The following is a 25,005-nucleotide window of genomic DNA, read 5'->3' on the forward strand; positions in this document are numbered from 1 at the left end:
GGAAGTATTCACCAAACTACTCAACGACAATGATGCTAAGACGGCTTGACACCGCCGAAATTGTGCGCGGCGCTGGTCTGGGGCAGACGCTACTCGACGTCTCGTTTTGGGGTTGCTGTGTTCGACTGGAACCTGTCGCCGGGTTGGTCTAGGGTCGCGTCCGGGATCGTGGGGAGGTGGCATGTCACGGCTTTGGCGGGATCTTTTGCTCCCGGGTCTGGTATGACGGGCCAGATGCCTACGGCAGTGCATCCCAGGTAGGAGGACACTAACCAGGTTCTGTTGGAGACCGTTGTCGCCCAGTGGTGCTGTGCAAATGTTGTTGTCATGATAAATTCCCCGCGATACATTGCACCCCCAGCAGGTACAAATCGCACATCAATAGACGCGTGCCCCTATTTTATCGCATCAACCAATATTTGTCAGGTATGGGCAGGGTTAAACTTTAATAGGTCGGGCTTTATTGAAGGAGCGGGCTGTCAACTGCCGGTTCCGTTTCCGTAAAAGTCGAGCGAATTATTGCCACGTCAATTCTTGTGCCGATAATTTGGAGTGACAACAATGGGTCTGCGGGCAAAATGTTGGTATTTTCAGGCGGGGTATCCGGTCTTTCTACTGTTTCCTTACTGATTTTGTTTGAAGGATTCTTCCCGGGCCCTGGCGAGAGCGAGTGCGCATGCAGTGGTTTGTGATTCTGAGCGGCCGGTGGTTCGGTAAAGATCCATGGCCCATTCAAGTTCGGCTGCCGCGGCCTGGTAGCGTCCTTCGTCGAAGAGTCGTTTGCCGATTTGTTCACGGACCAGAGCCTCTCGGGCCAATTTTCGGGCGCCTTGCAGTGCTTCTTCTTGCAGCATAGCGGCGTCATGCCACCGGTACTGCCGCAGATAGACCTGGGCCAGGATGAGAAGGGGATGAAAACGGTTGGAAGCTGTGGCGAGGATTGCCTCCCCTTCGCGGGCCGCTTCCTTCAAGCGGCCGAGCATGCCGAGAATCCATACGCGCTCCAGTGGAGGGGCTGTCGGAAGTCGGTTCTCGAATATTTGGGGGTCATCGATGACCTCGCGAAGACTGGCGGGGTCGGTCCGCCACGCCTGACTGTTTTCTGCCATCAGCACCTGTGGTCCTCCTTATTCTCCACCGCGCCCGGTTGGGTGGGTGCTTGGTTTTTGGTTGCGTGCGGCGCGTTCTTGATTGATCTCATGCGCGTATGGGGCATAGCTGGGGTGATCCATTTCGATCTTCGGTTGGGGGTCAGTTTTGTCCGTCCAATAAGGTTCCTTATTGGATTATCTGACGTTGTTGTTCCCCAGGCGTGGACGGATGTGAAGGTGAACCGGTTTCCCTGTAAATGGCATTGCATCTAATGCAGGGCGGGCAGGAAAGGGAACAGGAAGGGCACGATTTTTGGGGATCCGAGGATGGATAGTATGGCGCCGCTGAACATGGACGGCCCGAATGGGAAAGTTGTTGTGGGTTGGCCGCGCCTTGTTGCAGCAACAACGAGGGCGACGATTGCGCCCAACAGGAATCCGAGGAGGCCGGTGACGAAGAGTGTGCCCCAGCCGATGTAGGCGGAGTACATGCCCAGCACGGCGGCGAATTTCACATCGCCCATGCCGAGTCCGGCTGGGGAGATCAGGGCCAGGACAAGGTAGGTGGTGAAGAGTATGAGGGCGCCCAGGGCGGCTCGTGCGAAGTTGGGCCATGCGTGGGCGGTTCCACTGGCAAGGGCCAGTGATGCGGCCCCTATCCAGAAGGCCGGCCACACGATGCGGTTGGGGAGGAGTTTTGTTTTGAGATCGATGCGGGACAAGATGGTCCCGCTGAGGGCGAGGAGAAGATAGCCTGGCAGGGTTTGGGTGGCGCCGAACCTGAGGGCCAATGCCATGAACAGCAGGCCGCCCAGGATGGTCGTTGTCCATCTTGCACGCCGTGATGGCCGGTATTTTATGTGGGGTGTCCACTTCAGTGTTGTCGTTTCGCCGTACCGGCCGGTGAAGGCTCCTATCGCACAACAGGCCGCCAGAAGCCATGGAAGATGGGTTGCCAAGGAACGTCTTTCTTTCGGTGCCGGGGGTGTTTCCTGAAATCACTGGATCATCTCCTGCGGTACGGTTGGCGGTGCCCTGACATTGTGGATCTGATCGCGAGGATGTCGGTCAGGGTCGCTTCGGGGCGGCACCGTCGGTCGGGTTGGGAATCGGTTGGTCCGGTCATTGCGGTGTCTAGAAGGAGTAGTTGCTGGCGATTGTGATGATGGTTGGTCCGAGGACGGCGATGAACAGGACTGGCAGAATGAACAGCATCAGGGGGAAGAGGACCTTTACTGGTATTTTCATGGCTTTTTCTTCCGCTCTTTGGCGTCGTTTCAGCCGCATCTCCTGGGCCTGGGTGCGCAGCACGGCGCTGATGGAGATGCCGTATGCATCTGCTTGGACCACTGCCCTAATGAAGGCCCGCAGATCGGGGACGGCGGTACGTTGGCCCAGTAATTGGTAGGCTTCCTTCCTTGACATCCCAACGCGCATGTCTTGCAGTGTCCGGACCAGTTCTTCGGCCAGCGGGCCTTTGCCGTTTTGGCCGGCCCTGGACATTGATGCTTCGAAGCCCAATCCGGCTTCGACGGCGATGAGCATCTGGTCCAGTGTGTCGGGCAGCTGCAGCCCGATGGCGGCCTGGCGTTCAATGCCGCGGCTGTAGAGCAGCAGGTCCGGAACGAAGTACGCGACGCTCGCCATGATGATGACGAGGCCCAGGATAGGGCCGGAAGGAGCTGCGCTAAGGAGGAGAAGCCCTACGCTTGCAGCGACCAGGGCGAGCAGGGGTTTGGCCAGCACGAGGCGGGGGAGGGGCCAGGCGGCTGGCCTTCCGGCCAGCGCCAACAGTTTATCGAGCATTCGACGGTTGGCGGGCACAACAAGCCGGTCGGCCAAGGCAGCAAAGGATGGCAGCAGCGGTCCTGGTGTCGGGGCCACTACTTCGATTCCGCGGGAGAGGTTTTTCCGGATTTCACGCCGTGATGCGGCATCTGCAGGTATCAGGCACCATGTGGCGAAAGGTATAAAGCCGGCCGCCAGGAAGATGGCGATAATGACAGTGGCGGGCATTTTTTCCTTTCAGGGAGGGCAATTGGCCGTTGCAATTTCAGAGGGCCGTGGCGCTGGAGGATGTGCGTTCAGAATTTGAAGCTGACTACTTTTTTCATCCATATGCCGCCAATAGTCAGCATGACGATGGCGGCCCCGATCATGGCGTATCCAAGCGGGGACTGGATGAACTTGGCGATGTAGGACGGACTGGTGAGCGTCAGGATGCCGATGACGGCGAAGGGGATGGCGAAGAGAATGTAGGCGGACATTTTTCCCTCGGCGCTTAGGCCGGCTACCTGGCGGCGGATCTGGTTGCGTTCGCGTATGGTATGCCCGACTTGGTCGAGAACGCCGGCCAGGTCTCCTCCGACCTCGCGGTGGATGCCGATGGCTTGTGCGACCCAGCTGAAGTCCTCACTGCGCATGCGTTCGGCTGCTTGCTCGAGCGCGTCGTTGAGGTCGCGTCCCAGGCGGGTCTCGTTGACGATCCTGGCAAACTCTTCATTGGTGGGCGATTCGGCTTCATGGGAGACGGCATCTATGGCGCGCAGGAGGCTGTGCCCGGCCCGGAGCCCGCCGGAGAGCAGTTGGAGGGTGTCATCGAGCTGGTTCGCAAAGACTGTTCGCCTGTTGGATTCCTTGAAACCGAGCAGCAGTTTCGCTCCGACTGGGACGATCAGGGCCATGAGCAGGCCCAATGCGATTCCGCCAAGCAGGTAGCCCAACAACAGGACTGTGAGCATGGCGGAGAACACCAGGATGAGGAATTCCGGGGGTGTGATCTTGACCCCGGCACGTTCCAGCCCTGCGGCAAGGGACCGTGACCAGCCCAGGCGCTCCAGGGCGCTGGCGATGGCATCGGCAGCGGAGCTGGTTATCCGGCTTAGCCCGGACTGGGGGATGGCCTCTGCCGGGCGTCGCCTTTCCATGGCAAGGCGTTCTTGGCCCGGTTTGAAAGCCCCGAAGATGATAAGGGCCGCGGCCAGGAACAAGAGAAGGACGGCGGCGATGATCATCAGCGAGACCTGCTTTCCTGCATTTCGAACACTCGGGGGGAGATGTTGATGCCAAGGTCGGCGAAGCGGTCGGCAAAGCGTGGGCGCACCCCGGTGAAAACTGTTTTGCCCAGTATCCGTCCGGAACTGTCGACCCCGGCTGAGTAATCGAATACGAAAGCGTCCTGCAGCGTCACGATGTCCCCTTCCATCCCTTGAACTTCTGTGATGTGGGTGACGCGGCGGCTGCCGTCGCGCATTCGTGTCAGTTGCACGATGAGGTTGACCGCGGAGGCGACCTGTTCGCGGATGGCACGCAAGGGCAGGTCCATGCCGGCCATCAGGACCAGTGTTTCCATGCGGGCGATCGCGTCACGCGGAGAGTTGGAGTGGATGGTGGACAGTGAGCCGTCGTGACCGGTGTTCATGGCCTGGAGCATGTCGAGGGCTTCTCCGCCGCGGCACTCACCGACAACGATCCGATCGGGCCGCATTCGAAGGGAGTTTCGGAGCAGGTCGCGGATGGTGATCTCGCCCTTTCCTTCAATGTTGGCCGGCCGGCTTTCCAAGCGGACGACATGTTCCTGCTGGAGCTGGAGCTCAACAGCGTCCTCGATGGTGATGATTCGCTCGCCCTTGGGGATAAAGGAGGAAAGGACGTTCAGCAGTGTCGTTTTGCCCGTTCCGGTTCCTCCGGAGACGATGATGTTCAGATGGGCCCGCACGCAGGCTTCGAGCAGTTCGGCCATTTCGTGGGACATGGATCCGTAGGAGATCAGGTCCTGAACTTTAAGCGGGTCGGCTGCGAACTTTCGAATGGTCAGCGATGACCCGTTGACCGCCAATGGGGGGATGACGGCGTTGACTCGGGAACCGTCGTCCAGGCGGGCGTCCACCAGCGGGGAGGATTCATCGATGCGGCGCCCGACCCGGGAGACGATTTTCTCGATGACTCGCCGCAGTTGCTCTTCGGACCTAAACCGTGCGGCTGTGAGGGTAAGGCGCCCGTTGCGTTCGACAAAGACCTGTTCGGGACCGTTGACCATAATTTCTGTGAGGTTCGGGTCGTCCAGCAACGGCTGGAGAGGTCCGAACCCGAGCACATCGTCACTGATTTGTCTGACGAGACGTTGACGCTCAGTGTTGCTCAGCGGGAGCTGTTCGGCTTCGACGATCTCAGCCAAGGCATCCCGGGCAAAGGCCACAAGGTCTTCCTCGGCCAGGGTCGGATCGTTCAGCCGGCTGCCCAGGCGTTCGAACAATGCCGCCCCGACCCGCGCCTTCAGGGTCAGCAAGGCGTCCATGGGGGAAGACACAGGAAGTGGCGCGTCGGGCGCCGTATCCGGCAGCGCAGCTGGGGCGGGGCGCGGCGGGCTTGTGGGTTCGTCGATCCCCAGGGCTGCGAGTCGTTCGGAAAGGTTCATGTCAGTTCAGCTCGTTTGTGCATGCCTTTGCGGGGCTTGGGGTCTGGTCTAAAACTTTCAGCCAGCCGGTTGAGGGCTTTGACGGCCGGCCCTCGGGAGCTGGACTGCAACAGCGGGACGCCCTTGTTCGTGGAAAAGGCGATCTCTTTCGATCGTGGAACGATATTGTCCACGGGGCCCCGGAGGGTGGCTTCTATGTCACGGATGGACAAGGGACTGGAACGCTCCGCCATGTTGACCACAACTTTTCGGCGATGGGGGGCAACGAGACCGAGCTGGTCAAATACGTCCAATTCCTTGCGCAGACCGCGGACACCGGGAACATCCATGGTGCACACCATCAGGGCATCGCTGGCGTGTTCCAGCGCGGCGAGGGTCTGTTCTCCCAGCCCGGGGGCCGTGTCGATCACCACGTATCGGAATTCCCCGGCAAGTTGTTCCAGCAGATGCTGGACGTCCTCGCCGGTGATCCGGTCAGCGTCTGCCGGGCGCTTGGGGGCACACAGCACATAGATCGAGCTGTGGTGGACGCTCAGAAAGGCCTTCAGGACCATGGGGTCCTGCTTTGCAGCCCCTGTTACTGCATCCAGCAGCGTATGTTCGGGATCGAGCTGGAGGGCACCGGCCACGTCGCCGAATTGGGCGTCAAGGTCAACCAGGACGGTTGACATCGGTCCGATGCGGCCAAGGGCGACGGCGATGTTGGTTGCCAGCGTTGTTTTGCCGACGCCGCCTTTGGGGGAAGCGACAACTATGGTGCGCGCATTGTCGGCAGGTTTAGGTAGGGGGGCTTCCAAGTTTCGGTGCCTTGTCGCAGCCGAGCGGCCGGCCCGCTCCAACAGAACGCGGATCGTTTTCTCATCGGCATCCGGATCGAGGATGTCGCGGATCCCCGTCCGCATGGCAGCCAGGGCAAGGTCAGGTTCGGGGACAGCGACCAGGACAACGCTGATCGAGGGCAGTTGCACATCGAAAACCGCAGCCAGATGGAGCGCGTCCTCCGGCGCGACTCCCGGACCTACCAGGACGACCTCGGCGGCTTCTTCTCCCTCATCGGCGAGCAATTCCTGGGGGTTTTTCGGAATGAGGACGTCGGTCAAAACTCGCAGTCCCCCGGGGAGCCCGCCGGAAATGGCCTTCCGGACACGCTGGGCGAAGTCCGGGTTGTCTGTGACCAGGATAAAGCGGCTCAATGGAACACATCGCTTTGGGTCACGTTGCCGGTGCCGCTTTCATCGACGTTGGCTGGTTGCTTGGAGAGCCAGATGGAGCCGTATTGGGCGGAGTAAACAATTTTTTCGGCGTTGGTGGCCGATAGGGCAAAGGTAATCAGTTCACTGCCGGTGGGCGCGGCGGCAGTGCCTGATTTGCCGGTGTTGGATGGGGCCGGTGCCCCCTGGACGGCGGTGACGAGTACTTTTTGGAAGACCAGGCGTGTCATGGTCGGCTTGTTCCCTGAAGCCGGGAAGGAAATGAAGATCCCTACCGTGTCACCGGCCGTGAGGCTTCCGCCTACCATTCGGTCAGGGCTTAGCTGGATGCTGATTTCCTGCATGCCCTTGGGTACTGCGACGGTGCCCGAACCTTGCAGGGAAGCAGGGCTGACCAGGCGGGAGCGCAGCAATTGTTCACCCGGGACCAGGTTGACGGCTGTGACCAGGTCCGCGGTGTTCCCCAGTGCGCTCATCGCCCCGTCGGCGATGGCTGCTTCCGGAAGGGATTTTAGCTGCAGGGACCCTGGCAAGGCCGTTACAGGCGTCCCGGCGGCAATAGGTTTGCCAACGATGAGAACTTCGCGCGTGGCTGCTCCGGCGTAGGCGCGCTGGTTGGCGCCCTGGACGTAGGAGGCGATCAGGACGGCAGCGATTATGGCGAGGATGAGGGCGGCGAGGGTGCTGAGCAGTCGAACTTTCACTGGTCTCTATTTCGTCAAGGTGACCAAGGCGGCGCCGAGGTTCGGCCCACCTGTGGTGAAGTTGGTGTCAAGGGATACGAAGCTGATGAACTGGCCGATGAGCCCTTTGCAGGTATTCTGGCACGTGGCCCCGGGGTAGGTGTTGTTGTTGTAATTCGTGGTAGGCCCGGTGAAGTTCCAGCCGAGCACCTTGAAGGCGGCCCATCCGCGGATAACGTACCAGGCGCCGGTACCGGTCCCGCCAATGTCACTGTAGACCGGCAACAGGACAGTCTTGTTTGCCAGATTGGACAGTGAGGCGGCGCAGGGTGCGGAAATGCTCACGCCGGTGTTGCCACTGACCGGGGCATTGCTGGTGATGCTCACATTCGCATTGCACGTCCCGGTCGGGTCGGCCAGCCATCCGAACCCGCCGGGCAGGACCTGCCCTGACGGGCTCGTGCTCGAGCACTTGCTTCCACCGCTGCCGCTGAGGGTAATAACCTGGATGGTCCCGTTCGGGTTGAAAACGCACGGTGCGAACGCCAGCGCCAAGGCATCCGGGCCGCTGGCGGGATAACCCCAGCCGGCGGTCGCATCCGCTGCCACGGTCTTGTTCCTGATTCCAAGGACCGGGGCGAAGGAGAGTGCCAGGGACCCGGCGCCCGTGGCCGCGTCCTTCGTTGTTGTCATGACATGGACACTGGTGGACGTGGGAAAATCGATAGCGCCGACATTGCTGGCGCCGTCGTTGGCATTGGAGTTGGCTAGATTTTGAGCGGTGGTGGTGGTGTCGCCGCAGGACCCTGCGGCACAGTTCTGCGCAATGGCTATGGCGGCGGCATCAGCACCGTTTTGCAGTTGGGAGCGTTCGGCGTACATGGCGCCGACGTCCAGGCTGAAAGCGGTGGCGCCCAACAAAACCACCATGGACAGAGCGACAATGACGGCGACCGCGCCGCGCTCGTTTTGGATCCCGTCTGGCATCATCCACCGCATCGCATAGCCGCCTTGCCCGTCATGGTGTAGCCGGTCCCGAAGAAGCCGGTAAGAAACTTAAACGGGTACTGAATTGCGACCGTGGCCGTTGAGCCACCGGTACATGTAGTTGTCCCGTTGGAGACGGTTATCGTGATTTCAGAATCCGTGATCGCGGGGTTCAACGCAGACGCCGCTGTTTCAACAGCTGTTTTAGCCGCACTCGTGCTGTTTTGGATCGCCATGGTCCGTACCCCCTCACGTGCGGCATTGGTGACGGTGATCTGGGCGTTGTACGCCAACCCAAATTCCAAGATCCCGAGTATGAGCATGATGAGAAGAGGCAGCACGAGGGCAAATTCCACGGCCGCCGCGCCATCCTCTGACCGTCTGCGCGCCATCTGACCCCTCCTGGGCGTAGAGAGGGGCGGGCAGCCACCCAGCCTGGGCTGCCCGCCCCTCACGTCGTTTAGGGTCAGCCGGCCGGAATCGTGTTCGAGACGTTCGTGAACAAGGTGGCGAGCTTCGGCCCAAGGAGCAGCAAGGCGGCGACGATCACGACGGCGATGAGGCCGACGAGAAGACCATACTCGACCGCAGTGGCGCCCGACTCTTCACGGTTGAGGCGGCGCTTGGTTGAGGCGAGGAAGGACTGAAGGGTGATGAAAAGAGGCAACATAATATTCCTATTCAATGAGCTAAGGGGAGACCTGCCGCCCCTGCGTAGCAGGTAAAACCCGGCGACATAAAAAAGACTAAAGGGAGTTAAGAAACATGTCAAGAGACTTGGCTTACAACCTATGTAGGTGGTCTACCCCAGATGCCGGCGCTCCTGCCCGGCGTCCCCTCGTTTAATGGCCCACAGGGTCTACTTTCCCGGTTTAACGCGATGAAATAGGGGTTTCTGAATTCCGGCATCGTTGCCTCGGAAGCGGATCCTTCCCGGTTTCCTGCGGTTCAGGTACCATTGACATCAAGTAGCTCGCGTTTCGAGCAGATTGTAGAAGGAGTTGAACTGGCAATTGAATGAGCTGACCAGCACGGAGGCAAGGGATGGAATGAAGGCCCTTGCCAAGGAACTGCACGCCCTGGCCACGAACGGGCAGCGCCTGAGGGCTGAACGGGGCCGTGAACTGGGCCTGGGAAACAGCGACCTCACGGCCTTGGATCTTCTGTACAGTGAAGGGTCCATGGCTCCAAAGGAACTCCGGATCCTGATGGGGGTGACGTCAGGAACCATGACAGGATTATTGGACCGGGTGGAAAAGAACGGATTCCTCCGGCGTGACCCCAATCCCGAAGACCGCCGCGGCTTGTTGATTTCCCTTACACCCGCGGGCCTGCATGCGATGGAGTGGCTGTACGAGAAGTTCGAGGACGCAGTGCTCGACGTGGTCTCGCGACTGGCGGAACAAGGAGTTGAAAGATCCGAAAAGTTCCTTGCCGAACTCAATCGTTCACTCGAAGCAGCAATCCATGCAGCACAATCACCGGAGGGCGATGCCGGCAAGAACCCCAAAAGCGCGGCCGAACAACGGGACCCGGGGACCATAGGGCACTATCGCATCCCTTCCCCCACCCAGACGTGGACAACCTGGTTCAGTTTTAGCCACCGCAACGACGCCAAATCGGTACCCGAAACGCTGAACAAAGCCTGAACATGCCCCGTCGCACCAGACTGCCGGGCACCGGCTGCGATGAGGCTCCCGCCAACGGTGCCCCGTTCCAGACCAAGCCGCCCCGCCGGCCACCGGAGGCATCGGAACGGGGATCGGCGCAGACCCAGCCGAGCCGCTTTGATTCATAGTGCACGTTTCTAACCCATTGTTATCAAATGTTAATAATCTCGCCCCACCCAAGGTGTTAGATTGACTTGGCATCTGTTGGGATGCTCCCTGATTTAGGAGCTGCCGGCGGTCACAGGAACCCAGCGTCCCTGTGAGCAGCCCGTGGCAGCAACTCCTTGAAGGTCTCAGCCAAAGGTGCTTTTCATGACCCCTGCCACGCTTCCCCGACGTACCGGGCTTTCAGCCGGCAACAGCCTCCTGATCCCCAGCCGGTACGCAGTCCGTAACGCGGTTGCTGTCTCCGGCACCAAGGGAACGTCGGTGGCTCCGGGCATTTGTGCCTGTGGCTGGAAGGCGGTTAAGTCCGGACTGGGGATTCTCCGGGAGGACACTTGAATTACTTTCCTAGTGGTCTTCTCGCCTTCAGGGTGTCATGGATAAGTCCCCGTTCACCCGATCGGGTGGTGGCCTTTGACCGGTTAAGGCAAAGCGCCGCCACCCGTTACCGCGGTGCTGGCGCGGTGAGTCACCATCCACTCGGTATGCCCAAACAAAGGAAAAAGCGGGCGTAATATCATCAAGATTTCAGCGATTCTTGCCGTGGGGCGTCCATCACGAGACGGACTGCCCGCTGGAGAAGCTCATCGGGATACTCCTTAGGTGCTGGCAAAATGCTCATCCTTTCAAGGAATCAACACCCTCCATTAAACCCGGGGCGGTTCAGTTCCGCTACGCCCGCATGCACTTCGACCTGGAATCCCACGATTCCTATGCCAGCGCTGATGACGATGAGGATCGGATGGTCCCCAACCCTGCCAAGACGAAGGCGTATCAAAAAGTCGTGGCGGCCCGGAATGCCCATGCCGATGCTGCTGCCATCGCCGATATCAACCTGATGGCGCTGAAGACCCCGGAAGAAGGAGCCAGGGAACTTTCCCTCACGATCACCAACGACATGCACAACCAGGCCATGGCACCGTTCTGGGAAGCCGAAACCGCCCTCACCACTGCCGAGAAAGACCACAAGAAAATTCCGGCGAAGGTACGTCTCGGGGACCTGAACCCGGGCCAACAAGTCCTGGACACCGAAACGAAAATGATCCATACCGGGATCCGCATGGCTGCCTACAACACCGCAATGACCATCGCCCGGGAGATCCGCACCAACACCGGCTACGCCCGGGCCAACCAGGAAGCCCACGCACTGATGCGCCAAGCCTTCAACCAGGGCGGTGACATCGACACCACCGTCCCCGGCCACCTCACCATCACCCTGGATCCGCTACCCACCCAAGCTAAAAAACAGGCCATCGCCAAGCTCTGCGAGCACCTCACCGCCACCCAAACCCGCTACCCAGGCACCGAACTGATCCTGCGCTACAAGATCAAAAACAGCGCCTGACCCCACAACAATCACCTCACCATGTCAGGAGGCCTGGTCCTTCTCAAACGCGTCGAACGGAGACCCTGCCGGCTTACGTTCGTACTTCGGCGCCGCGTCTGCGCCAAGGCCCGATCGACCGTCCCGCGTGAGACGCCCAGCTGCTTCGCCAATTCCCGCTTGGAAATCTTCTCGTTCGCAAAGCGGTGGCGGATAGTTGCCCAATCATCCAAATTAATCACCTTCAATGATGTCAGGTGGCCTCATTTTCAGTTGGCAATACTGGCCCTATTTTCGGATGGCGTTGACACGCGGCCCACCGCCAGGACCCGGACGGAACCTAAACCTCAACTCCAGGTTCGGGGGTGCTGCTGCCTGGCCCGATGCTACACGTCGGCTGGGCAAGGACAATCCGTTCGAGGTCCGTCCGCAACGGCCTGGGGATCATGCACCGGTACGGGGCCTGGTTCGACGACGAGGGTCAACGCGGGCACCCTATTGCGTGGAAGGAGCAGGCCCACCGGCTAGGGTACGGGAGGTGCGGGAGTGGTGGCTGCAGGGCCCACGGGCAGGATGGCAGATCCAAAGTCTTGGATCGTATAGCGTCCGCAGTGCACCACCGTCGTATGGGTGGGATGAATTCCAGGTGGTAGTTGTGGCGCCGGGTAGCTTCTGTCATGGACCACGAAGGAAACGGAACGGGTATTGAAGTCCGTGCGGTCCACGAGCCACGGGTAAGCGTTGAAGTGGTCATCGACCTGAAGGAGCAGGGATTTATTGGCAAGGTACGCCTTCGGTCCGCGAATGGTCCAATAGCCGCCTGCGCCCGGGCGATTGTGGGCGGTGATCCAGCCATCCACGCAGCGAATGCTTGTTTCCACGCCAGCTGACTCACTGAAGAGTGCCGCCCCGGCCAGGGCGCAGCATAGGGTAATGATGACGGCCGTGGATATGGTCGCTACTGGTTTTCGCACCAAGGGGAGCCACGCAGGCAACCTTGCCATTGACCGCCTCGACCGCATGAGTGCGGGGATGAACACGAGCGCGATTGCCGGGGCATAGAAAAGTGGCTGGAGATAACGGGTCCCCACGGCACCAAGGCCCACGGCACCGCAAACCGTGATCAGCGGGCTCATCCATCCCATCGTGGCCACGAGTGCCGCTGACGAAGATTTTTTCCGGATGAAGTGGCGGGAAAGCAGCGCGCTGGCGATGATCAATGCGAACATTAAAACGAGGGAAACGAAGCCAGAAAGTGTGGATGCCCGTTCAACCAGCATGCGCACGTAGTAAAGCGCCGTGGCCAGCGCCCGTTCAGGGGCGGCGTACGTGGACGTGTCCTTCGTAATGAGTCCGCTGAAAGGAAGCCTGGCAGCCAACCCGGCGGCCGCAAAGCCGAAGACGAGGGCCGAGATGCGGGCTGTCTTTCGCAGTCCCAGCACCCGCCGCCACGTCAGTACGAGTAACGTTGCGACCAGCGGGACAAGCACCCAGCCGAGGTAGAGAGGGTTCGACGCTGTGGAAATGAAAACCACGGCAGCGAGGCCGCACGTCAATCGGCTATGGCGGGCGCGGGGAAGGGCAGCGGCTGTGAGTGCTGCGGTGATCCCGATGGTCGCGATCAAAGCTAAGACCGTTGCGCTGTAGTATGTCGCGGTCGCCAAGAGAGATACCAGCTCGAACGTGTCCCAACCGGGTGAATCATCCAAGACCGCAAACACTACAATTGCGGTGAACGCCAAAAGCGCCCCAAACGCGCGCGCCGGACGTGGGGCTTTCACAATGAAACCAGCGGTCATGCGCAGCAAAAGGTAGGCGAAGAAAAAGTCGGCCACCGCAAACGTCGTCAATGTCGCCTTCAGACTCAGACCGCACAGGGCGATCAAGCTATACAAAGCCATTTCAGGCAGGAACAACACCGCCGACAACGCCCAGTGCTGAAAACTCCCTGAACCCCATAGCAGGGCCGGGAGCACGGTTTCCGCACCGTAGTACAGCATCCAGGACCGGGAAGAGGACGCCATGTGCCATACGGCAACCAGGGCGAGCAACAATGCTCCAAGCGAAGTCAGAGTTTCAACGGCCCGGGTGTTCCAAAAACCGAGCAGACCGCGGTGATTGTTTATGGAAACATGGGAGGTCCCTGTTGCCCGGTCAAGTCGCCGCTCTCGTTTGAAGCCCAACCCTAGTAGTCCCATTTGCGTCAATAATAGCGGCAGTTCCGACGCCACCGGTATGCGTCCGTCCAAAACAACGAGGACATAGACCGAACACCGCGGTAATTGGTCGGACGACATCGACTTGGAATTGCCTGGATTTAGTTGCCAAAAATGACCAGGCTGCCGGAAGAAGAAGCCAGAGAGGCATTTTATGTGGGCCATCAGCTGATTCTCCATTGGAGTCCGCTATACGGTTTGGGAGTCCTGATTACCCTTTACGCGCGTGAACCCTAGCGCTCCGAGAGGGAGCCGGGCGTTCCAAAAGAAGTCGCGGTATGGCCGCCAAGATCGTCCAGGGAACGAAGGAAACGAGGACAGGCGACGCGAGGACCATCGCTGGAGCGACAAGGAAGGCCCACTGCTTCCGGGCACCGACAACGACCAACACGACGGCCACGATGGAACGGGCCATAAAGCCGATTCCGCTGTCTGGTGTTCCATTCCTGTTTAGCAACAGGAACTTCGCCCAGGCGCTCCATGCGGTTGGATCAACTGTATAAAAAATGGCGAAGATGAGCAGTGTTGCCCCCGCGCCTTGAATCACGTGCTTCCAGTCTCCACGAGCGGCGAACCAGAGCAGGCCAACACCGGTGGTAACTTTGGTCAGGATGGCGAAAGACCATGCCGCAGGCATCCGCATGCCGATAACAGCGGTGGCTGCCAGCAAAATATAGATGTTGCCGACGACGAGCTCCGGGATACACAACATAGCCACGGGAATCGCCCAACGCGCCCGCAAGGGTCTTACAAGCCAGACCACAACTGCTGACTCGATACCAAACCATGCCGCGCAAAACAGGGGCCACGGAAGCAGCGCAAATGGCTTGATCGCGGCAGCGAAAGCGGGCGAATACAAATAGGCATCCCTTTGTCCGGGAGCTTCACCGTAGGAAAGGTTCCCGTGCGCCGCGAGCCAGTAGGCATGAGAGTCTTGACCGATTGGATTGCCGGTGACGAGATGGCGGACCGACACGAACACTGCCACAAGGGCCAAGGGCCAGACGAGAATGAGCGCGGAACGGGCAACCATTGGAAAATCCCGCGCGAAAACACCTGCCGGCCCCCAGCCGGGGCGTGGAAGGCCCATATCGCTGTCCTTGCTGCTGTACATGGGCCCAATATTGCCATGGAACCGACCCAAATCCGAAAATTCCCACCACCCAAATAAGGCTTACGACCTGGGACAACTGGACCTTATCGGGCCCATTAAACGGCAGCACCGACGTAAGTGAGACTGCGAATCAGGCTGAGGTTTTCGATGCTCCGGTCAGGGACCGGGAGTACCTCCGGAAAGCGCGGGCCGGCCACGACCAAGGGTTGGATCGGGCAGATTCATGGACAAATCCACTGCTCGATTCTACGACCGCAATCACAAGAGGCTCCGCGCACCCGATGTCCCGCGGCGAATCCGTTCATGATGGTGTACTTCCTGCCGTGTGCCGTTCGGGCCGTCAGAGGAGAAGAACCGTTCAAGCGTGTCGAGATGGGCGTAGGTGATTTCCCTGGACGCTATGGGGGCGGAGGACGGAGTAACCCTTCCCGCGGTGGTTTTCGTCCATGTACGAGGGCACCCATGTGAGGCATGGCAGTGGTTGGTTCTTCCCGTCCGTCTGGTTGCGCCAGTGGCCGCGGACGATCCAACGATGGGTGTAGAATCGACTGGACGGTGAAGCTGCATCATCCGGCGGCTGGGTTCCTCGACGTCCGGGGATTGGGCGTCGAAAAACGCCGAGTCGCGGCCGCGAATGTACCTGGCCGGCTCGAAGAACGGATCGTTCTCCCGCTCTTGGCCGATGTTATGTCCGCGGCAGTAAGACTCAATGAGCGCGAGACCCGCGACGACGGCCCGGGAGAAGCCTTCAACTGGCAGCGGTGCCTTCACCTTGACCATCCCGGGTGCCAGGACCCATGTGTCCTGCGACGGCAAGGGAGATCAGGACCGTCGGGTGGGTCGGCCTGTTGGAGCGGTCATCCATTGACCTCTGACACGCATCAAGGGTTCGCTCCGGGTGAGTCGCTGGCTGCTCGCTCCGGTCGCAGGTGTTCTCCACCCGCGAGCATTCGGCGGAGACCTCGACCATGGGGAAGTCGGCGGGACTGTCCATGACAAGCGCTTCGTACCTTCGTAGGAGTTTCGCAGCTTGACCTGGCGGGCGCGCGACGCTGTCAGGCAGGGGAGGGCGTCGAGGCGCCCGAACGAGGGATATTTCTGATGGACATGCTTGGGTTTGCCACCGCCCGGGGCATCCGCCGCGGATCCGGACTACTACAGCCTGGCCTGCGGCGTTTACCCTAACCGCGGGCTGGGCGTTTACCAGCCCCAAATCCAGAACTGGCATAGTGCGTTCCCTGAAGGGCAGCTCCTGGTCCTGCGCAGTGAGGACTTCTAGCGGGACGCGCGGGGGATGTTTGACGTGGTCTGCGACTTCCTGGGGCTCCCGCCGTCGTACTGACAGACTACTACGCACCCCGCAATGCCGCACTGGCCCGCTATTTGGGCCGTGACCCGCTGTGGTGAGCCGTCCATCCGCCCAAAAACCCCTCCAACCGTTCGCGGGCCGGCGGCGGCGTGAATCCCGACGCCTTGAGCTTGGCCAGGTTGAGGGCTGAATGGGCGGGCCGTGGAGCGGAGCCGGGCCGGTCTGCGTAATAGTCCGCTGCAGGGACGCCTGTGACGGAGTCACGGGGGAGCCCCAGGAGCCCAAACACGTCCGCAGCCACCTCCGCCCACGACTGGACCGGCCCGGAGTTGGACATGTTGTAGACGCCGTAGCGGGCGCCGGTGCCGAGCAGGTGCGCGATGGCGGCGGCGAGGTCCTCGGCGAATGTCAGGCGGCCGTACTCGTCATTGACCACCGTGGGCCGGGCGCCGCGCCGCGCCAGGGAGGCCATCGAGGTGACGAAGTTGCTGCCGTCGCCGGTGAGCCGGCTGGTGCGCAGGATGTAATGGCGCGGCGTGGTGGCTGCGGCGATGTCACCGGCGGCCTGGGACTGGCCGTACACGCCCAGCGGGGAGACCGGCTCGTCCTCGTCGTGGATTTCCACGGTGCCGTCGAAGACGTGGTCGCTGGAGAGCTGGACCAGGTTCATCCGGTGCTCAGTGCAGGCGCGCGCAAGGGCGCCCACGGCCGTGGCGTTCACGGCCCACGCCGCGGCCCGCCCGGCGGGAGTTTCGGCGGCATCCACGGACGTGTAGGCGGCGGCATTGATGACTGTGGCGTACCGGGAGAAGTCAACGCCCAGGAAGGGCTCCGGGGCCGCAAGGTCCAGTTCCGTGCGGGTCAGGAAGTCGACGTCGGGGTCGCCAAGGTACCTGGCGCGCAGGGCGCGGCCCAGCTGGCCGTTGGCGCCCACCACGAGGGTCCTGGAAGCACGGCCGTCCCCGAAGCCCGCCCGGCGGGTCCGGCCGTGGACGGGGATGTCGGGCTGCAGCGGTGGAATGGGCCAGGAAATGCCTGCGGACTCGTTGAAATAGAACTCAGGGTGTTTCGGCCCGAACTCCGGCAGGTGCCGGGCGTGCACTTTCTCCAGCCGCCAGTGGCCAGTGGTTCCCGCCGGTGGCGGGGCAGTGCGGACCAGGCAACACACCCGCAAGCCTGCCACCGGAATTGGTTCCATGCCCCCAGCGTAGCGCCGCGCCGCACCTCTGACCGGTAGCCGTGGAATCAATGCAATAATTAAGCGAGTTGGATGTGACGTATTTGCCACCATCCAGCAGTCGGACCGGCACCGGCCCGGCAAGGCCTAGAAGGAGCATGCGTTTTGCTGTTGACATCCGCTGACCACGTACACACCGGACCGTTGACGGACGTGGAAGTGCGCCGCATCCGCAACGACTTCCCCATCCTTGGCCAAGAGGTCAACGGCAACACCCTAGTCTACCTGGATTCGGGCGCCACCTCGCAAAAGCCGGTCAGCGTTCTGGAGGCCGAGCAGGAGTTCTACGAGCAGCGCAACTCGGCCGTGCACCGCGGCGCCCACACGCTCGCCGTTGCGGCCACGGACGTCTTTGAGGACGCCCGCGCCACCGTGGCCGCATTCATCGGGGCTGCGGAAAACGAGCTGGTCTGGACGGCCAACGCCACCGCCGGCCTGAACCTGATCGCGTACTCTTTCGGCAACGCCAGCGTCGGCGAGGTGGCACCGGAAGCCCGGCAGTTCGCCGTCGGCCCCGGGGACGAGGTGCTGGTGACCGAGATGGAACACCACGCCAACCTCATCCCGTGGCAGGAGCTGTGCCGGCGCACCGGCGCCACGCTGAAATTCATCCCCATCATGGACGACGGCCAGCTGGACATGGAGGCCGCGGCCGCCGCGTTCACCGCCCGCACCAGGGTGTTCTCCTTCACCCACGTCTCCAACGTCACCGGCGTCATCAACCCCGTGGTGGAACTGGCCCGCATGGCGCACGACGTCGGCGCCATGGTGGTGCTCGACGCCTGCCAGTCCGCCCCCCACCTGGGCCTGGACGTGAAGGCCCTGGACGTGGACTTTGCCGTGTTCTCAGGCCACAAGATGCTGGCCCCCACCGGGATCGGCGCCGTGTACGGGCGTGCCGAACTGCTGGATGCCATGCCGCCGTTCCTGACGGGCGGCTCCATGATCACCACCGTCACCATGGACCGTGCCGGCTACCTGCCCTCGCCGCAGCGCTTTGAGGCCGGCACCCAGGCCATCTCGCAGGCCGCCGCCTTTGCCGCCGCCGTGAACTACCTCAGTGAGACCGGCATGGACCGCATCCACGCCTGGGAGGCGGCCCTCGGCCAGCGCATGGTGGCCGGGCTGGAGGCCATCCCCGGCATCCGCGTTCTGGGCCCCTCCGCCGGCACCGCCCGCGCCGGCCTGGCCGCCTTTGAGGTGGACGGCGTGCACGCACACGACGTCGGGCAGTTCCTTGACGCTGCCGGCGTCGCCGTCCGCGTGGGCCACCATTGCGCCCAACCGCTGCACCGACGGCTGGGGCTGAGTGCCTCCACCCGCGCCAGCGCCTATCTGTACAACACCACGGAGGAAGTGGATGCGTTCCTGGCCGCCGTGGCCGGCGTGCGCCCCTACTTCGGAATCACGGGAGCCTGACCATGAGTGCATTGGATTCGCTGTACCAGCAGATCATCCTTGAGCAGTCCAAGGCCCGCACGGGCGCGGACCTGCCGAACGACCAGCTGGCGGGGGAGCACCTGCCGGCCGGAACGGGCCAGTGCCACCAGTTGAACCCCGTGTGCGGCGATGAGATCACCCTGCGGGTGGAAACGTCCGGGGATGCGGGGGCGCGGACCATCTCCGGCATCCACTGGGCAGGGGACGGCTGCTCCATCTCCATGGCGTCCGCCTCCATCCTCAGCGAGCTGGTGGTGGGGCTGGGCGCAGGAGAGGTCCAGATAATGATCGACAGCTTCCGCGAGGTGATGCGCTCCCGCGGAAAACTGCAGGCGGACGAGGAAGTCCTCGGCGACGCGGCAGCGCTCTCCGGGGTCTCGAAGTTTCCGGCCCGCGTCAAGTGCGCCATGCTGGCCTGGGTGGCCGCGGAGGACGCCCTGCGGCAGACTGCGTAGCCCAGCCGGGCTGGCACGGCCCGGCAGGCTGGCAGGATTAAATGCTGAAGGCCCGGAACCGTTGGTTCCGGGCCTTCCATGTCACCGGGCGGGCCCGGATTTTGGTGGTGCCTTACGCGTCCGCGGAGGCGCGGCTGCGGCGGCGGGAGACCACTACCGTGCCCACACCTGCGGCCAGCGCACCGGCGCCGACGAGCGACCAGACCAGGACGCCGGCGTCAACGCCTGTGCTGGCCAGGCCGCCCGGCTGGGTGCCCGCTACGTTGTTGCCACTGGGGTTGACGGCAGCCGCAACAACCTTGACCGTCTGGGTGACCGTCACGCCGGACGTCTTGCCGGTGGCGGTCAGCGTGTAGGTGCCGGTCTTGTCCAGTTCCACGGGCACAGAGAAGGTGCCCGTTGCGGTTGCCGTCGTGGTGAATGACGAAGGCGTGGCCACGGGCTTGATGATGATCGGCACGGAGGAGGACACACCGCCGCCCATGGAACCAATGGCGCCGCCAGCTACCGGGTTGGACAGCGTGATGGTGACAAAAATTGCCTCACCGGGCGTAAAGCCGCTGCCGGAGAAAATAAAGGCCTGGCCCGGAGCAACAACGGCAACCGAGACGCTGCCGGAGGGCGGTCCGGCCGGGTAGTCATTCGGAGCGGCCTGTGCGGCAACGCTTCCGACGGAAAGAGTCAAAATACCTGCAAGCGCCAAGCTGGCGAGTGCTTTCTTCATAAGGGTTCCCCACTTCTAATTTTGGTTTTGGCAACGCGCCCCCGCTGAGACCAGAAGCCTTTTGAAGACTACCAGCATCCGGGGGCCGTACTCAACCAAAGTTGGATTGTTATTGATTGTTAATGTTCACGTTCATGGAAACTCGTGCAAATGTCGCCATTACGTTGATGCAGAAATTGTCAGGGTACGGCCGGCGTGCACCCCGCATCCTTGTGTAGTGGCAAGATTACGTCGCTGTTTTTCTGGATGGTCGGAGTGACCTCGAGCTGGGCCGGGCTGGTCTGGACCACCTTGGAGAAATCTACTTCCACCGTGGTGGTCTGCCCCGGGGCCAGCTCGACCCGGACCACCCCCACGGGACGTTCGTTCTGGGAAAACGAGCCGAAGCCGGTGGTCTTGCCGTCCACGCGGACAGCCTGGGAGCGGGCCTGGGAGGGTCCGTAGGCAATGACGTTGGTGGCTACGTGGCCGGGGGAAACACCGTAAACGCCGCCACCCGTGACATATTCGGGCAGGGCCGTGGCGGCGTTCCCGGGAGCCGTATTGGTCAAGGTAATTTTCGCCGTGTATTCGCCGTAGCCGCCGGCCGTGCATTTTTGGATAAGCTGGACCGTCCTTTTGACGTAGTAATCCATCTTGGCGCCCGTGCCGTCGTTGAAATACACGCCGAAGGCCGCCGCCGGGACAGCCGGTCCGGAGATGGTGCCGCCAATGCGTTCTGTTTCCAAGAGTGCCTGCTCATTGCTGTGCGTGGACCAGAGAAGAATCCTGTTTTCGGCAACGCTGGTTCCCAAGGCCTGGACCAATTTTTCACCGGAGATATTTCCGGCGGAAAGTTTTTCGAAGACCTGCTTGGCCACGGCGGCGAAATAGACGTCCTGGAGCGCGGGTTCCTTGACTTTGGCATAAACATCGGACAGCAAAACAGGCACCAGGTTCTCGCTGGTCAAGTGCGTAGGCAGGGCTCCAAGGCCTGATTCCTGCGCAACATCGGCAGGCACCGGCAATTTGATGTCCACTGGCCCGGTCGCCTTCAAGACAACTGAAAGGGCCACCGGGTCAATGGATACCACGCCGTCTATCTTTTGCCCTGGGTGGCGCTGCACCCACATGGCGCGGGCCGTGGAGGCTGCCGTAGGGAAGTCCGGCGTCATGTTGACGTCCTGCATGTAGCTGCCCATGCGGTTGGAGTAGATGGCTTCCTGGGCCGCGTCCACCTTTATTGCAGGATCGAACAGGCCCAAGGCGCTGGCGGAGTCCTGTTGGGTGAGCTGCATCTTGCCCTTGTCAATATGGATTACTGCCAGCGCGCCCGGAATCCCGCCGCTGGCACGCACCTCGGCATTGTTCTGGATGAGCAGCAAATAATTCCGCGGACCGTCTGCGCCCATCATTGCGGGAACCAGTTGGACGGCTCCCGATGCTGCGGAAAGCGCGCCGCGAAGCTCGTTGAGCTGGCTCTTGGCGGTGACCAGAGGGCCCGCAACCTGAGGGAGCAGCGGAGCCGCATCGATGCCGGCCAAGCGTTCGTAGGAGAGCTCCACGGAATTGGCAGCCGCAACAACGCTCGGGGCCGCTTTTTGCAACGGCGCCAGCTGAACGGCACCGTTCACAGGAGCCAATGCCTTCCAGTCCAGGGAGTTGAAGGCGCCCACCAGCGGCTGGGCGGCCAGGCGCACCACGTCGTCCGCGGTGGTGGCGGCCTCGGAGGCAGCGGCGAGGTTGGGGCCTATCCAGGGCAGCCCGCTGGCCAGCTTCCAGACCGGATCCGTCGCGGCCCTTTTCGCGGCATAGGTGTGTTCCGCCAGCGAGGCCACCGTAGCGGCGGCGTGCTTCGGGTCGTTAGCCAGAATCTGGGACTTCAACTGGGGTAGGAGGTGCGTGGTGGCCGCCAAGTTGTCCTTGATTTGCCCGGCACGGAAACCGAGCCACGCGGTTGTGCCTCCTCCTATGACCACCAGGACCAGCAGTGCCACACCGATCCGGAGATTATTTTTGCGGCGCCGACGGCCTGCCAATGGCTGGACTGTCCGCCGAACGCGATTTGAGGATTCAGAAGGTTGCTTCAATGGTTTCCTGGCACCATGCGTCGCGGCCATCTCTAGGGACGCCCCATGCCGCGGTACGTCCAGCCGGCGGCCCGCCACTTGCCTGGGTCAAGCACATTCCTGCCGTCCAGGATCCTCGGACTGCGCACCAAGCCGGCTGCGGCATGGGGGTCCAGCTCGCGGTACTGCTGCCATTCGGTGAGCATGAGCACAGCATCCGCGCCCCGCAGGGACTCCTCCATATCCGGCTGGTAGTTCAGTTCCGGAAACCTGCGGGCCGCGTTGGCCAGCGATTCCGGATCCGTGACGGTCACCACGGCCCCCTGCAGCTGCAGCTGCGCTGCGATGCTCAGCGCGGGGGAGTCCCGCACGTCGTCACTGTTTGGCTTGAAGGCGGCACCCAAAACAGTGATGCGCTGGCCCAGCAGGGATCCGCCACAGATTTCACGGGCCAGCTCCACCATCTTGGTTCTCCGACGCATATTGATGGCGTCCACCTCGCGGAGGAATGTCAGCGCCTGGTCGGCACCGAGCTCCCCGGCACGGGCCATGAAGGAGCGGATGTCCTTGGGCAGGCAGCCGCCGCCAAAGCCGATCCCTGCGTTGAGGAATTTCCGGCCAATCCGCTCATCCAGCCCAATGGCGTCGGCCAGCAGGGTGACGTCGGCGCCCGCAGCTTCGCAGACCTCGGCCATGGCATTGATAAAAGAGATTTTGGTGGCGAGGAATGAATTTGCCGCGGACTTGACCAGTTCAGCGGTGGCGTAGTCCGTTACCAGGCGCGGGGTGCCGCCTAACAAGGGCGCAGCATAAACCTCATCCAGCACTTCAACCGCTTCATGGTCTTCGGAGCCGTCGGGGACACCGTAGACCAGTCTATCTGGGGAAAGCGTGTCTTGAACCGCGTGGCCCTCACGCAGAAACTCCGGGTTCCAGGCCAGCCGTGCGTCGGGCTGGACTTCTTGGATCAATCCAGCAAGGCGTTTGGCAGTTCCGACAGGAACGGTGGACTTGCCTACCACCAAATCGCCAGCCGCGAGGTAGGGGGCCAAGGCAGCGGAGGCAGCATCCACGTAGCTGAGGTCGGCAGCCTTTTCGCCCTTCTTCTGCGGTGTCCCCACACAGATGAAGTGGACTGAGTTGCCGGCGGCAGCTGCCATGTCAGTGGTAAAGGTCAGGCGGCCGGTGGACTGGACCTCTCGGAGCAGCTCCTCCAAGCCGGGCTCAAAGAACGGCGCCCTGGCTGCGGAAAGTTCCGCAACCTTGAATTCGTCCACGTCTATGCCTACAACGTCATGGCCCAGCTTGGCCATGCAGGCAGCATGCACGGCGCCGAGGTATCCACAACCAATGACCGAGATTCGCATTGAAGGAACTTTCTGTTAGAAATTTAAAAACTTTTACAACGGTGGGTCAGTAAGCGCCGTCACGCTTGAGTACGGCCCTGAGGGTCTTGAATAGAATGACCAAGTCAGCCGTCATGGACCAATTTTCAACGTAATAGAGATCCAGGCGGACCGAGTCCTGCCAGGAAAGGTTTGATCTGCCGCTCACTTGCCACAGACCAGTCAGGCCAGGCTTGACCAGTAGGCGGCGCCGCACGTGGTCTTCATAGGCATCCACCTCCGCCGTGAGCGGAGGACGCGGGCCAACCAGGCTCATCGAGCCCGAAAAAGCGTTAATCAGCTGCGGCAGCTCGTCTAGGCTGTAGCGTCGGAGTATCGCTCCGACACGCGTGACACGGGGATCGACCTTCATTTTGAACAACAGTCCGTGGCCCTCGTTCTGGGCTTGGAGTTCTGCGAGCCGCCGTTCGGCGTCGACGCCCATGGAACGGAACTTCAGCATCAAGAACGGGACCCCTTGAATTCCGATGCGTCGTTGTTTGAAAAAGACTGGACCTTCGCTGTCCAACTTGACCAGGAGCGCAATAAACAGAAACAGGGGTGAAAGGCACAGCAGGAGTAGCCCCGAGAACACAATGTCAAAAAAGCGCTTGGCCACCTTCTTGCCGCCTTCAAGCTTCGGCGTCGTTACGTGGATGAGTGGCAGCCCGGCGACCTGCTGGGTGTGGATGCGCGGACCGGCAATGTCGGTCAGGGCGGGGGCAACGATGAGTCCGATATTGGCAGCGGCCAGTTCCCAACCCAATTGCCGAATGATGGTGGGCGGAAGGTGGACGCCGGCTGTAAGGGCCACAGCGTCCGCGCCAGACTCGCGGACCGCATGGAGAATATGAGTTGCGTTGGCGGCGCCATCGAAGAGGGGAAGGTCGGGTGCCTCATTCAGTACATGGTCTGCCCTGCCCTGAAGATAAGCTCCAACTGGGGTGTAGCCGGACTGCGGGAAGCGGCGGAGTGCTGCCACCAGATGGCCTACGGCATGGGGACCTCCCACAAGCAGAAGGCTGTAAGTGCTTCCACCCTTCGCGCGGGCCATGGCAAGGTGTTGGCGCAGCACCCAACGGCCGGCGATCAGGCCAACGACTCCCACCGGGAAAGCGATACCCACATATCCACGGGCCAAGTCCATTTGAAAGGCGTAGGACACTATGGCCAGGGCGCCGAAAAGCCACAGGCTGCCAGCGAAGACCCGTTTGTATTCCTCTGGGCCGGAGCCCATGATGCGCGGCTGGCGGCTGCCCCAGGCGTCCAACATCAGCCACCAGATGACGGGAAGCAATACAGTAATGAGGACGTACGGCGCTCCGGCTACTTGGTTGTCGCCATCCAGGCCGAAGCGAATTAGATGTGCGCCAACCACAGCCCAAATAACCACCACGACGTCGACAATCTTCATCCGACGTACATAATTTTGCCGCCAGTCATGGCCTTTCAAATGTTGCCCCCCACTATTAACAGTTCTGTTCTTCGTCCGGCCGTTGCTGCTTTCGCCGGAGTGGATGTGCAGCTCC

General features: G+C 61.6%; 21 protein-coding genes. 4 read left to right on the top strand and 17 right to left on the bottom strand.

The window, feature by feature from the left end:
- Positions 1–623: 623 nt before the first annotated feature.
- The 10 genes from G6035_RS15555 to G6035_RS15600 form a co-directional block, all read right to left on the bottom strand.
- Complete coding sequence (locus tag G6035_RS15555) at positions 624–1,109, bottom strand: hypothetical protein (RefSeq protein ID WP_371131035.1); 486 nt, start codon at positions 1,107–1,109, stop codon at positions 624–626.
- A 251-nt stretch (positions 1,110–1,360) separates the two neighbouring features.
- Complete coding sequence (locus G6035_RS15560; protein WP_176618018.1) at positions 1,361–1,888, bottom strand: A24 family peptidase; 528 nt, start codon at positions 1,886–1,888, stop codon at positions 1,361–1,363.
- A 337-nt stretch (positions 1,889–2,225) separates the two neighbouring features.
- On the bottom strand, positions 2,226–3,107 hold the full coding sequence (locus G6035_RS15565) for a type II secretion system F family protein (RefSeq protein WP_176618019.1): 882 nt from the start codon (positions 3,105–3,107) through the stop codon (positions 2,226–2,228).
- A 68-nt stretch (positions 3,108–3,175) separates the two neighbouring features.
- Positions 3,176–4,018, bottom strand: coding sequence for a type II secretion system F family protein (locus G6035_RS15570; RefSeq protein WP_256128045.1), 843 nt, complete (start codon positions 4,016–4,018; stop codon positions 3,176–3,178).
- Positions 4,019–4,104: 86 nt separating this feature from the next.
- Positions 4,105–5,508, bottom strand: coding sequence for a CpaF family protein (locus tag G6035_RS15575; protein ID WP_176618021.1), 1,404 nt, complete (start codon positions 5,506–5,508; stop codon positions 4,105–4,107).
- Positions 5,505–6,701: an AAA family ATPase gene (locus G6035_RS15580; protein ID WP_176618022.1), complete on the bottom strand. Its 1,197-nt coding sequence runs from the start codon at positions 6,699–6,701 to the stop codon at positions 5,505–5,507. Before G6035_RS15580 ends, G6035_RS15575 begins: the two co-directional genes overlap by 4 nt.
- Entirely contained in the window at positions 6,698–7,423 is a 726-nt protein-coding gene (gene cpaB, locus G6035_RS15585) for a Flp pilus assembly protein CpaB (protein ID WP_176618023.1), read from the bottom strand. Before cpaB ends, G6035_RS15580 begins: the two co-directional genes overlap by 4 nt.
- Before the next feature lie 6 nt (positions 7,424–7,429).
- Positions 7,430–8,392, bottom strand: a complete 963-nt coding sequence (locus tag G6035_RS15590; protein ID WP_256128046.1) for a pilus assembly protein TadG-related protein — start codon at positions 8,390–8,392, stop codon at positions 7,430–7,432.
- Entirely contained in the window at positions 8,389–8,745 is a 357-nt protein-coding gene (locus G6035_RS15595) for a TadE/TadG family type IV pilus assembly protein (protein WP_371131033.1), read from the bottom strand. The genes G6035_RS15590 and G6035_RS15595 overlap by 4 nt, the downstream gene beginning before the upstream one ends.
- Positions 8,746–8,855: 110 nt before the next feature.
- Positions 8,856–9,059 carry a Flp family type IVb pilin gene (locus G6035_RS15600; protein ID WP_176618026.1) on the bottom strand — a complete coding sequence of 68 codons (204 nt, stop codon included), beginning with the start codon at positions 9,057–9,059 and terminating at the stop codon, positions 8,856–8,858.
- Positions 9,060–9,402: 343 nt separating this feature from the next.
- Between G6035_RS15600 and G6035_RS15605 the strand changes: the two genes are divergently transcribed.
- A complete protein-coding gene (locus G6035_RS15605; RefSeq protein WP_176618027.1) occupies positions 9,403–10,038 on the top strand; it encodes a MarR family winged helix-turn-helix transcriptional regulator in 636 nt (211 codons plus the stop codon).
- 724 nt (positions 10,039–10,762) lie between these two features.
- Entirely contained in the window at positions 10,763–11,569 is an 807-nt protein-coding gene (locus G6035_RS15610) for a putative transposase (protein ID WP_176618028.1), read from the top strand.
- A gap of 503 nt (positions 11,570–12,072) precedes the next feature.
- On the opposite strand, the gene G6035_RS15620 is transcribed toward G6035_RS15610, so the two are convergent.
- The 3 genes from G6035_RS15620 to G6035_RS15630 form a co-directional block, all read right to left on the bottom strand.
- Positions 12,073–13,929, bottom strand: a complete 1,857-nt coding sequence (locus G6035_RS15620; protein ID WP_176618030.1) for a hypothetical protein — start codon at positions 13,927–13,929, stop codon at positions 12,073–12,075.
- A 46-nt stretch (positions 13,930–13,975) separates the two neighbouring features.
- Complete coding sequence (locus G6035_RS15625) at positions 13,976–14,878, bottom strand: glycosyltransferase family 87 protein (protein ID WP_176618031.1); 903 nt, start codon at positions 14,876–14,878, stop codon at positions 13,976–13,978.
- A gap of 1,379 nt (positions 14,879–16,257) precedes the next feature.
- Positions 16,258–17,385 carry an NAD(P)-dependent oxidoreductase gene (locus G6035_RS15630; protein WP_176618032.1) on the bottom strand — a complete coding sequence of 376 codons (1,128 nt, stop codon included), beginning with the start codon at positions 17,383–17,385 and terminating at the stop codon, positions 16,258–16,260.
- A 150-nt stretch (positions 17,386–17,535) separates the two neighbouring features.
- Between G6035_RS15630 and G6035_RS15635 the strand changes: the two genes are divergently transcribed.
- Both G6035_RS15635 and sufU read left to right on the top strand, forming a co-directional pair.
- Complete coding sequence (locus G6035_RS15635; RefSeq protein WP_256128047.1) at positions 17,536–18,843, top strand: SufS family cysteine desulfurase; 1,308 nt, start codon at positions 17,536–17,538, stop codon at positions 18,841–18,843.
- Between the two features lie 2 nt (positions 18,844–18,845).
- Positions 18,846–19,319, top strand: a complete 474-nt coding sequence (gene sufU / locus G6035_RS15640; RefSeq protein WP_176618033.1) for a Fe-S cluster assembly sulfur transfer protein SufU — start codon at positions 18,846–18,848, stop codon at positions 19,317–19,319.
- A 112-nt stretch (positions 19,320–19,431) separates the two neighbouring features.
- On the opposite strand, the gene G6035_RS15645 is transcribed toward sufU, so the two are convergent.
- The 4 genes from G6035_RS15645 to G6035_RS15660 all read right to left on the bottom strand — a co-directional run bounded on the left by G6035_RS15645 (position 19,432) and on the right by G6035_RS15660 (position 24,890).
- On the bottom strand, positions 19,432–20,004 hold the full coding sequence (locus G6035_RS15645; protein WP_256128048.1) for an LPXTG cell wall anchor domain-containing protein: 573 nt from the start codon (positions 20,002–20,004) through the stop codon (positions 19,432–19,434).
- Positions 20,005–20,222: 218 nt separating this feature from the next.
- Positions 20,223–22,019, bottom strand: coding sequence for a DUF4012 domain-containing protein (locus G6035_RS15650; RefSeq protein ID WP_371131034.1), 1,797 nt, complete (start codon positions 22,017–22,019; stop codon positions 20,223–20,225).
- A 125-nt stretch (positions 22,020–22,144) separates the two neighbouring features.
- Positions 22,145–23,458 (bottom strand): UDP-glucose/GDP-mannose dehydrogenase family protein, encoded by a 1,314-nt coding sequence (locus tag G6035_RS15655; RefSeq protein ID WP_176618036.1) that lies wholly within the window; start codon positions 23,456–23,458, stop codon positions 22,145–22,147.
- A gap of 46 nt (positions 23,459–23,504) precedes the next feature.
- Positions 23,505–24,890: a sugar transferase gene (locus G6035_RS15660; protein WP_176618037.1), complete on the bottom strand. Its 1,386-nt coding sequence runs from the start codon at positions 24,888–24,890 to the stop codon at positions 23,505–23,507.
- Between the last annotated feature and the right edge of the window lie 115 nt (positions 24,891–25,005).

Origin of the sequence: Arthrobacter sp. SDTb3-6, assembly GCF_013376095.1 — a bacterium.
Lineage (GTDB): Bacteria > Actinomycetota > Actinomycetes > Actinomycetales > Micrococcaceae > Specibacter.